General features: G+C 62.3%; 12 protein-coding genes, 1 pseudogene and 1 riboswitch. Of the genes and pseudogenes, 1 reads left to right on the plus strand and 12 read right to left on the minus strand.

Annotation, left to right across the window (positions count from 1 at the left end; translation table 11 throughout):
- Window positions 1-235 (plus strand): annotated as a pseudogene (locus tag MPJ51_RS03500) (cell envelope biogenesis protein OmpA); the annotation flags it as partial.
- Window positions 236-238: 3 nt separating this feature from the next.
- Here the strand turns inward: MPJ51_RS03500 and radC are convergent.
- The 12 genes from radC to dnaJ form a co-directional block, all read right to left on the minus strand.
- Entirely contained in the window at window positions 239-994 is a 756-nt protein-coding gene (gene radC / locus MPJ51_RS03505) for a DNA repair protein RadC (protein WP_298381807.1), read from the minus strand.
- Window positions 995-1,029: 35 nt separating this feature from the next.
- Complete coding sequence (locus MPJ51_RS03510) at window positions 1,030-1,764, minus strand: ABC transporter permease (RefSeq protein ID WP_298381810.1); 735 nt, start codon at window positions 1,762-1,764, stop codon at window positions 1,030-1,032.
- A complete protein-coding gene (locus tag MPJ51_RS03515; protein WP_298381812.1) occupies window positions 1,761-2,489 on the minus strand; it encodes an ATP-binding cassette domain-containing protein in 729 nt (242 codons plus the stop codon). The genes MPJ51_RS03510 and MPJ51_RS03515 overlap by 4 nt, the downstream gene beginning before the upstream one ends.
- Window positions 2,486-3,160 carry a thiaminase II gene (tenA, locus tag MPJ51_RS03520; RefSeq protein ID WP_298381815.1) on the minus strand — a complete coding sequence of 225 codons (675 nt, stop codon included), beginning with the start codon at window positions 3,158-3,160 and terminating at the stop codon, window positions 2,486-2,488. Before tenA ends, MPJ51_RS03515 begins: the two co-directional genes overlap by 4 nt.
- Window positions 3,157-4,092 (minus strand): ABC transporter substrate-binding protein, encoded by a 936-nt coding sequence (locus tag MPJ51_RS03525; RefSeq protein ID WP_298381818.1) that lies wholly within the window; start codon window positions 4,090-4,092, stop codon window positions 3,157-3,159. The genes tenA and MPJ51_RS03525 overlap by 4 nt, the downstream gene beginning before the upstream one ends.
- Window positions 4,093-4,112: 20 nt before the next feature.
- Window positions 4,113-5,078 (minus strand): HesA/MoeB/ThiF family protein, encoded by a 966-nt coding sequence (locus MPJ51_RS03530; protein WP_298381821.1) that lies wholly within the window; start codon window positions 5,076-5,078, stop codon window positions 4,113-4,115.
- Complete coding sequence (locus MPJ51_RS03535) at window positions 5,075-5,671, minus strand: thiamine phosphate synthase (protein WP_298381822.1); 597 nt, start codon at window positions 5,669-5,671, stop codon at window positions 5,075-5,077. The genes MPJ51_RS03530 and MPJ51_RS03535 overlap by 4 nt, the downstream gene beginning before the upstream one ends.
- Entirely contained in the window at window positions 5,668-6,432 is a 765-nt protein-coding gene (locus MPJ51_RS03540) for a thiazole synthase (protein WP_298381823.1), read from the minus strand. Before MPJ51_RS03540 ends, MPJ51_RS03535 begins: the two co-directional genes overlap by 4 nt.
- A 2-nt stretch (window positions 6,433-6,434) precedes the next feature.
- Window positions 6,435-6,629 carry a sulfur carrier protein ThiS gene (gene thiS, locus MPJ51_RS03545; RefSeq protein ID WP_298381824.1) on the minus strand — a complete coding sequence of 65 codons (195 nt, stop codon included), beginning with the start codon at window positions 6,627-6,629 and terminating at the stop codon, window positions 6,435-6,437.
- Window positions 6,613-7,590, minus strand: a complete 978-nt coding sequence (locus MPJ51_RS03550; protein ID WP_298381827.1) for an FAD-dependent oxidoreductase — start codon at window positions 7,588-7,590, stop codon at window positions 6,613-6,615. The genes thiS and MPJ51_RS03550 overlap by 17 nt, the downstream gene beginning before the upstream one ends.
- A complete protein-coding gene (thiD, locus tag MPJ51_RS03555; protein ID WP_298381830.1) occupies window positions 7,587-8,390 on the minus strand; it encodes a bifunctional hydroxymethylpyrimidine kinase/phosphomethylpyrimidine kinase in 804 nt (267 codons plus the stop codon). Before thiD ends, MPJ51_RS03550 begins: the two co-directional genes overlap by 4 nt.
- Before the next feature lie 44 nt (window positions 8,391-8,434).
- Window positions 8,435-8,541, minus strand: a riboswitch (TPP riboswitch).
- 178 nt (window positions 8,542-8,719) lie between these two features.
- A partial coding sequence (gene dnaJ, locus MPJ51_RS03560; protein ID WP_298381833.1) for a molecular chaperone DnaJ occupies window positions 8,720-9,438 on the minus strand: 719 nt, incomplete at its 5' end.

Below are 9,438 nucleotides of genomic sequence, written 5' to 3' on the forward strand. Positions count from 1 at the left end.
CAAGCTGACCTTTGTCGGGTTCAGCGACGGTGATGGCGCGGCCAACACAAATGCCCGGATCGCGCAGCTGCGCGCCAAAACCGTGCGCAATGCGGTTCTGGCGGCCATCGAAACCTCGGTTCCTGACAGTGTCGAGATTGCCGTCGATGGGTTTGGCGAGGCGATGCCGATGGCCTGCGACGACACCGAATGGGGTCGCAAGGTCAATCGTCGGGTCGAGATCTGGGTGCAGTAGCGCCTATAGATACCCCTGCGCGCGAAAGCTCAGCTCGGTCGATTTGCCGATGATCAGGTGATCATGCAGGGTCAGACCCAGCGCGGTGCAGGCATCCTGAATCCGGTTTGTCATGTCGATATCCGATTGCGACGGGGTCGGATCGCCCGACGGGTGATTATGCACCAGAATCAGCGCCGAGGCGTTCAGTTCAAGCGCTCGTTTCGCCACCTCACGCGGGTATACCGGGACGTGATCGACGGTGCCCTTGGCCTGTTCCTCATCCGCGATCAGCACGTTTTTGCGGTCCAGATAAAAGACCCGAAACTGCTCGGTCTCGCGATGGGCCATTGTGGTGTGGCAATAGTCCACCAGCGCGTCCCAGCCCGAGATCACATGCCGCTGCATCACCCGCGCGCGGGCCATGCGGTGGGCGCAGGCCTCAAGGATTTTCAGATCGGTGATCACCGTATCGCCGACGCCCTTGATCTGCCGCAACCGTTCCTCGGGCGCGGTCAGCACCCGGTTGAAATCGCCAAACGTATCCATCAACCGCCGCGCCAGCGGTTTCACATCCTGCCGGGGGATCGAGCGGAACAGGACCAGTTCCAACAGCTCATAATCCGGCATTGCCGCCGAGCCCCCGGTCATGAACCGTTCGCGCAGCCGCCGCCGGTGGTCTTTGATGTAGGAGGGTAACCGACCACCGGGCAGCGGCTGCGCAGGCGCTTCGTCCGTGTCAAACAGCATGGGGGCTTCGGCAAAGGCATTTCGTGTCATGGCGACACCTTCACCCAGAATCGGTTTCCGAAAGGTTAATGCCCATCCCCCGCCATCCGCGCGGTGGCCCGGTTCATGCCCCAATGCAGCAGGATCGAAAACACCCCCAGCGTCAGCATGGCGGCAAACATCAGATCGGTCTTGGCGCGGCCATTGGCCAGCAGCATCAGATAGCCCAGCCCTTGCGACGACCCGACCCATTCGCCGATCACTGCCCCGATCGGCGCATAAACCGCCGCCAGCCGCATGCCCGACGCCAGTGAGGGCAAGGCAGCAGGAATGCGGATATGCCACAACACCGCGCGCGGGCTGGCCTGCATGGTGCGCGCAAGGTCCAGATAGCCCTGCGGCGTGCGCATCAGACCATCGAAAAAGGATGAGGTGATCGGGAAATAGATGATCAGCACCGCCATCGCGACCTTGGACCACAGCCCATAGCCCAGCCACAGGGTCAGCAACGGTGCCAGCGCAAAGACCGGCAGCGCCTGCGTGAACACCAGCATCGGCCGCACCAATACCCGGGCGGCCCGCGAATTGGCCAGTTGCAGCGCCGTGATGACACCCAGAACGGTGCCGCATGCCAGCCCGATCACAACCTCGATGGCTGTCACCCATGTGTGCTCGGCAATCAGCCAACGATTCTGCCACCACGTTTCGGCGACCAAGGCCGGGCCCGGCAGGATGAATTTGGGCAAACCGGTCAGGCTGACGATGGCTTGCCAAACGGCAAGCGCAAACAGGGTCGCAGCAAGGGCCGAAAGCACCTTCATGCCGCGTCCTCCCTAAGCAACCGGAGCAAAGCGCCTTGGGTCTCCAACGTCTCCAGATCGTCCACGTTGCGCGGGGCCGGGGCATGGGGTGGCGCGCACGGGATCAGCCCCTGCGGTGTCATGACGGTGATGGTTTGGCCCAGACGGGCGGCCTCAGCCGGATCATGGGTCACCAGCAGCACGGTGCGCCCTTGCAATGCCTCTGCCGCCAGATCCTGCATATCGGCGCGGGTGCGCGCGTCGAGGGCCGAGAAGGGCTCGTCCAGCAAAACGATGGGCCGATCCTCCATCAACGTGCGGGCCAGAGCGACCCGCTGACGTTGGCCGCCCGACAGTTCAGCGGGTTTCTTCGTCAGATGGTCCTGCAGCCGCATCCGTGCGATCAGCCGGTCGCGGCGGGCCAGATCGGGTGTTTCGCCGCGCAGACGCGCGCCCAGGGTGACGTTCTGCGCCACCGTGTCCCAGGGCAGCAGCAGGTCATCCTGCGCCATATAAGCAACCCGTTCCGCCACCGGCTGCCCATCGCTGGCGGTGATATGGCCCGAGAACCGCGCCCCGGTGTCCAACCCCGCAATCAGCCTTAGAATTGTGGTTTTGCCAACGCCCGACCCACCCAGCAAACAGGTCCACTGCCCCGCCGCAAGGGTCAGGGTCAACGGCGCGAACAACGTCGCGCCGTTGATGTGGGCCTGCCCACTGATCGTCAGATCGGGCGCCGGGGTCACGGGGTCAGGCCCATTTGCCAGAAATTGGTCTCAAGATCCGTGGCGGTCTGGAAGGTCCGGCACAGGCGATCCCACCGGGGTGAGGCTTGAAAATCCGCTCCGATACGTCGTGTTAGAGCCGAATCCAGCAACTCCCCAACCGCCTGACACGCACCCTGATAGTCCGGTCCGGCATAGGTGTCGATCCAGTCGCGATAGGTGTCCGATGTGGCCTCGGCCGCCAATCGCGTGCCGATCTCACCATAGCCCATGACGCAAGGTGCCAGTGCCGCCAGCAAGTCCAGCAGATCGCCGCTGTACCCGGCTTCCAGCACATATCGGGTATAGGCCAGATTCTCGGCCCGCTCTGGCGTGGCGAACAGTTCAGCCTGCGAAATGCCTGCTGCCTCGCAAATGCCGATATGCAGTTGCATTTCCTCGGCCACCAGCGCGTTCACGGTGCCGACGGCGGTCAGCATCTCGGCATGGGTTTCCGATTTCACCACCGCCAGCGCCCAAGCGCGGCTGAAATGGATCAGGAACACGTAATCCTGCCGCAGATAATGCAGAAAGGCGTCGCGGGGCAGGGTGCCGTCCTTCAGCCCTTCGACAAAGGCGTGACGGGTATACGCCCGCCACGACCCCTGCGCCGCGTCGCGCATCAGCGCGAAGGCTTTGCCATACCCGCTCATTTTGCGGTCACATCAATGGTGATGGCGCTGACCGGGTTGGTGCTGTCGATCATGCCGCTGTCTTTCAGGAAGGATTCGAACCGGGCATAACGGCCCGCGTCAAAACCAGCCGGGCGCAGGGCAAAGCGGGGCAGCGTGTCGACCCAGGCGCGGGCGTTCAGCTCATCCTGCAACACGGGCGAGGTGGCGGCGAAAACCTCCCAGCTTTTTTCGGGGTTGTTGACGATGAACTGGGTGGCCCTTTCGGTTGCGGCCAGGAAACGGGCGATCTTGTCGGTGTCCATGGTGTCGGGATTGGCGACATAGATCAGCTCGTCATAGGGCGGCACGCCCTCTTCCTCGATATAGAAGCAACGACCGGGGACGCCTTCGATATCCATCTGGTTCAGTTCGAAATTGCGATAGGCCCCGATCACCGCGTCCACCTGACCGGTCATCAGCGAGGGCGACAGTGAGAAGTTGACATTGATCAGCTCAACCTCATCCACCGTCACGCCGTGGTTGCCCAGAACAGAGCCTAATACGGCCTCTTCCACGCCAGCGACCGAGAAACCGATCTTCTTGCCCTTGAGGTCGGCAGGCGTCGCAATCGGCCCGTCCTTCAGCACCAGCAGGCAGTTCAGCGGCGTGGCCACCAGCGTACCAACCCGTTTCAGGGGCAGACCCTCGTGGATTTGCAGATGCAGTTGCGGCTGATAGGACACTGCCAGATCGGCCTGCCCGGCGGCGACCAGACGGGGCGGGGCGGAGGGATCAGCGGGTGGGACGATTTCGACCTCAAGCCCCTGTTCAGCGAAATAGCCCTGCTCCTGTGCCACGATGATCGGTCCGTGGTCGGGGTTGATGAACCAGTCCAGCAGCACGGTCATCTTGTCTTCGGCCCAGGCGGGCGCGGCGGCCAGCAGGGCGATTGAAGCGATCAGTTTCTTCATGTCTCGCGTGTCCTTTTCTGTCACGAGGTTGAGGCCGCGACGAGGACAATCTCGCCCGGCCAATCCGGTTGAATCCGTTCAGCGGCCCGCCAGGCGCGCAGGCCGGTGGCGCAGCAAAATGCCAGCCTTTTCCCCTGATTAGGGTCTATGTCATGCAAGTTATTGGCGGTTATGCGTTTGGCGGCTGGATGTGCCGGGGATGGTGCCTCGGCCAGACTGCGCAGTTCGATGATCTGGTCTGCGGCCGTCAATTGGCTGGCCGAGAGAAAGCGGAAACAGCTGGTCGGTTCGGGCGCGTGGTCAAACCGAAACCCGCTGCTGCGCAGGGTGCGGGCGTCGTATTGCACCAACTGACCCAGCGGAGAAGGTTCCACCCCGAGGATCAGGTTCAACGCCATCTGCGCCTGCATCGCGCCGATGGTTGCCACCACCGGACCCAAAACACCCGCTGTGGCGCAACTGGCCCCGCTGTCTGGCGCATCGGGGAACAGCGCCCGCAAGGATGGCGCGCCGCCACAGAAGCCACCCACATAGCCAGACATCCCAAGGACAGACGCGCTGATCAGGGGTTTGCCTTGGGCCAGGCAGGTATCCGACAGAATATAGCTGGCCGCATAGCTGTCCGCGCAATCCAGAATCACATCCGATTGCGCGACCAAATTTGCGGCATTTTCATTTGTTAGAGCCTGTTTTTGACTGATTATATCAATTTCACCATTCAAAGCACGGCAGCGTTGGGCGGCAATCTCGACCTTGGACTGTCCACAATCCGCCTCGTTGAACAAGGTCTGACGGTGCAGGTTAGACAGATCGACGGTATCGCCGTCCACAATCGTGATGCGCCCAACCCCGGCCCCCGCCAGCAAAGGCAGAACCGGGGCCGCCAACCCGCCAGCGCCGATCACCAGCACACGGGTCGAGGACAAGCGCGCCTGCCCTTTGGCCCCCACTTCGGGCATGATGGTCTGACGGGCATAGCGGCTCATCGCGTAGCCTCGATCCATTGCCGCACACGGGCTTCGGGGTCCGGATTCAAGGTGATGTCCGTCACGACCGAGACGATATCCGCCCCCGCCGCCAGCACGCCGGGCGCGCGTTCGACGCTCATCCCTCCGATCCCGACCAGAGGGATGTCGCCCACACGCGCCTTCCATTCGGTCACGCGGGGCAAGCCCTGCTGATGCCATTTCATCTTTTTCAAGATGGTCGGATAGACCGGACCCAGCGCGACGTAATCCGGGTCCATGGCCAGAACCCGTTCAAGTTCCTCATCGTCATGAGTGGAAACGCCTAGTTTTAGACCCGCTTTTCGGATGGCATTCAGGTCGGCCTCGTCCAGATCCTCCTGCCCCAGATGAACCCAGTCACAGCCCGCATCGATGGCGGCCTGCCAGTGATCGTTCACCACCAGAACCGCGCCGTGGTGGCGGCAGAGGTCGCGTGATACCGCAATCTGCTCCCACACCACCGCATCGGGTTGATCCTTGATCCGCAGTTGCACCAGCTTGACGCCCAAGGGCAACATCCGCCGCAACCAATCGGAATGGTCGAAGATCGGGTAAAACCGGTCCAGCATCATGACAGAAACGCCTTTCCGATCACCGGGGTTGACGGCTCGGCCATGTCACGCGCCTCAATCGGGTCGGCCTGATATGCCAACTGACCGGCCTCAATCGCCAAAGCCATCGCCCGGGCCATCTGAACCGGATCACCCGCGCGGGCGACTGCCGTGTTCAGCAGCACCGCGTCATAACCCAGTTCCATCGCGTGGGCGGCATGGCTGGGCAGACCGATCCCTGCGTCGATCACCAGCGGTACATCGGGAAATTCAGCCCGCATCGCGCGCAGCGCATAGGCGTTGTTCAGCCCCCGCCCCGACCCGATCGGCGCACCCCAGGGCATCAGCACCTTGCACCCGGCAGCCAACAGCCGTTCCCCCACGATCAGATCATCCGTGGTGTAGGGGAACACCTGAAATCCGTCTTCCGATAGGATGCGAGCCGCCTCGACCAGTTGAAACACATCCGGTTGCAGGCTGTCGGTATGGCCGATCAGCTCCAACTTGATCCAGGGCGTGTCGAACACTTCGCGCGCCATATGTGCGGTGGTGACGGCCTCTTTCACATTGTGGCATCCGGCAGTGTTGGGCAGGATGCGCACACCCAGATCGCGGATCATCTGCCAGAAGGTTTGCCCTCCCCCAGCTTCGCGCCGCAGCGACACGGTAGCCACCGCCGCGCCGCTTTCACGGAAGGCCCGTTCAAGGATCGCCGGGCTGGGATATTGCGCGGTGCCCAGCATCAGAGGGTTCGAAAGCGCGGTGCCGTAGAACGTTTTCATCCTCAGCCCCCCTGCATCGGCGCGACAACCTCGACCCGGTCCCCGTCGCAAAGGATGTGGCTGATGCGCAGGCTTGAGGGCACAAATTCCTCGTTCACCGCCGTGGCGACGCGGCCAGAATAGCCGGTTTCAACCAGCAACTCGGCCAGTGTTTCCCCGCCGAAACTGCGGATTTCGCCATTAAGAACGATCTTCATCGACCAACTCCGAACGTTTGTTTTCAAGCGCCAGATCAGCCACGCTGCGCGCCAAAGCTGGCGCCAACAGATAGCCGTGGCGATAGAGCCCGTTTGCATAGATCGTTCCGCCCAGCTGCCGGATGCGCGGCAGGTTGTCAGGGAAGGCCGGGCGCAGATCGACGCCGATCTCCAGCACTTCGGCCTCACCAAAGGCGGGGTTCAGGGCATAGGCAGCGCTGAGCAGTTCCAGCATCGACCGGGCGGTGATACGGTTGCTGTCCTCCGTCTCGATCATCGTGGCCCCCAGCATGTAGACCCCATCACCTCGCGGCACGATGTAAAGCGGCATGCGCGGATGCAGCAGCCTCACCGGCCGCGTCAGGGTGACATCCTTGCAGCGGATCACCAACATCTCACCCTTCACCCCGCGCAGATCGTGCAACACATCGCGCGCGTGCAGACCCCGGCAATCAATGGCGTTGTCCAGCCGGGCGGGGGCAAGTTTACGGTGGAACGTAACCCCCTTCGCCTGAAGGTGCCTGTAAAGGTCCTGAAGCGCCCGCCGAGGATCAAGATGTGCTTCCGCCGTAAAAAACAAACCGCTCCGGAATGCGCTCAGATCAGGCTCTAAATCATGGATTTCGCCCTGCTGAATATCCGAAAACCCTTCAGTGCGCCGGCCAAACCGGCGCAGGTCCGGCAGGTCGCGGGAATTGGCAAGCACCAACGTGCCGCGCCGATGTATTTCTGTACGTTCGGCCCACCAGTCGATGGCGTCCTGCCCCAGACTCAGCACAGGTTCCTCGGCGTTTTCATATTCACACCAGGGTGCCAGCATACCGCCCGCCCACCAGGAACATCCATGCGGTCCCGGAGGGCCCCCGGGGTCAAACACCTGCACCCGGGCGCCGCGCGCGACCAGTTCGGTTGCAACGGCCAACCCGGCAACACCTGCGCCTATGACGGACCAGACGGTCACGCCGACCAGACCCGATGGAAGTGATGAACCGGCCCGTGCCCCTGCCCCACCTGCAAGGCATCCGCCTGTGCAATAGCGCCCTGCAGATAGGCATGCGCCTCTGCCACCGCATCGGTCAGGCTCAACCCTTTGGCCAGCCCCGCCGCGATCGAGGATGACAGGGTGCAGCCCGTACCATGGGTGTTTTTGGTCGGATGGCGCGGTGCCTCATAGGTCGCCCGCACCCCGGAGCCGTCAACCAGAAGGTCATGGCAGACATCCCCCGCACCATGCCCGCCTTTCATCAACACCGCTTTGGGACCCAGCTTTACCAGCGCCGCACCTTGGGCGATCATCTGATCGGGGGTCTGCGCATCCGAAAGACCCAGCAACCGCGCTGCCTCGGGCAGGTTCGGGGTCAGGATTGTGGCGCGTGGCAAAAGCACGTCGCGCAGGGTTTCAACCGCCGCGTCCGCCAGCAAAGCGTCACCGGATTTGGCCACCATCACCGGGTCCAGCACGACAGGGCCGGAAAACCCTGCTAGGCCGTCGGCAACCGTCGTGATGATCTCGGGCGTGGCGAGCATCCCGATTTTGACGGCACCCACATCCAGGTCACTCAGCACCGCAGAAATCTGCGCCGCAATCACATCCAACGGAATGCCATGAACTGCGGTCACAGCCTGCGTGTTCTGGGCAGTTACGGCGGTGATAACACTGGCGCCAAACACGCCCAATGCCGACATCGCCTTCAGATCGGCCTGTATGCCAGCGCCGCCGCCGCTGTCAGACCCCGCGATTGTCAAAGCGATATGCGCCATATCGTTGCTCCATCATCTGTGGGCAACGGGCATGGAAAACGTCTGCGCAATGTAAGACCGTTCCCTACGCCGGTATTGCCCGGATCAGGTTCGATGGGTTAGCGCGTACGCACCTCTCAGCCCCACGATCAGGGCACCCCAACGGTTGCGGCGGACAATCTCAGGAGAGGTCGCAAGAATCAAGAACAATTTGCGAGGCTCTGCCTCGCGCTCCGGGATATTTTTAGCCAGATGAAGAATGGAACCCCCTGCTTCATCTGGCCCCAAATATCCCGGGGGAGTCGCGGCTTGCCGCGGCGGGGGCAGAGCCCCCTTTGGGCGGCGGCCTGTTAACCCTTCATCCCATCCCAAAAGGATTTGACAGATGAGAAAAAGCTTTTTGATTCCGGGTGGTTATCTTCGCCCAAATCATCAAACTCACGCAGCAGCTCTTTCTGGCGACTGGTCAGGTTGACCGGTGTTTCCACGGCCAGTTCGATGAACATGTCGCCGATACCACCACCACGCAGCGCGGGCATGCCTTTGCCACGCAGGCGCATCTGGCGACCGGATTGGCTGCCTGCCGGGATTTGCACACGGCCACGGCCACCGTCGATGGTCGGCACTTCGATCGATCCACCCAGCGCCGCCTTGGCCATGCTGACCGGCACGCGACAGTAAAGATTCACACTGTCGCGTTCGAACAGTTTGTGATCGGACACCTCAACAAAGATATAGAGATCGCCCGGAGGGCCGCCGCGCATTCCGGCCTCACCTTCACCTGCCAGTCGGATACGGGTGCCGGTTTCGACGCCAGCGGGGATGTTGACGGACAGCGCGCGCTCTTTTTCCACGCGGCCTGCGCCGTTACAAGATTTGCAGGGGTTCTTGATGATCTGACCCAGACCCGAACAGGTCGGGCAGGTGCGTTCAACGGTGAAAAAGCCCTGCTGCGCGCGAACCTTGCCCATACCGGAACAGGTCGGACAGGTTGTAGGTTCAACCCCGCCCTCAGCCCCGGTTCCATCGCACGAGGAACAGGCAACGGCGGTCGGTACATTGATGGTTT

This window comes from Ruegeria sp., assembly GCF_028066395.1.
Lineage (GTDB): Bacteria > Pseudomonadota > Alphaproteobacteria > Rhodobacterales > Rhodobacteraceae > Ruegeria.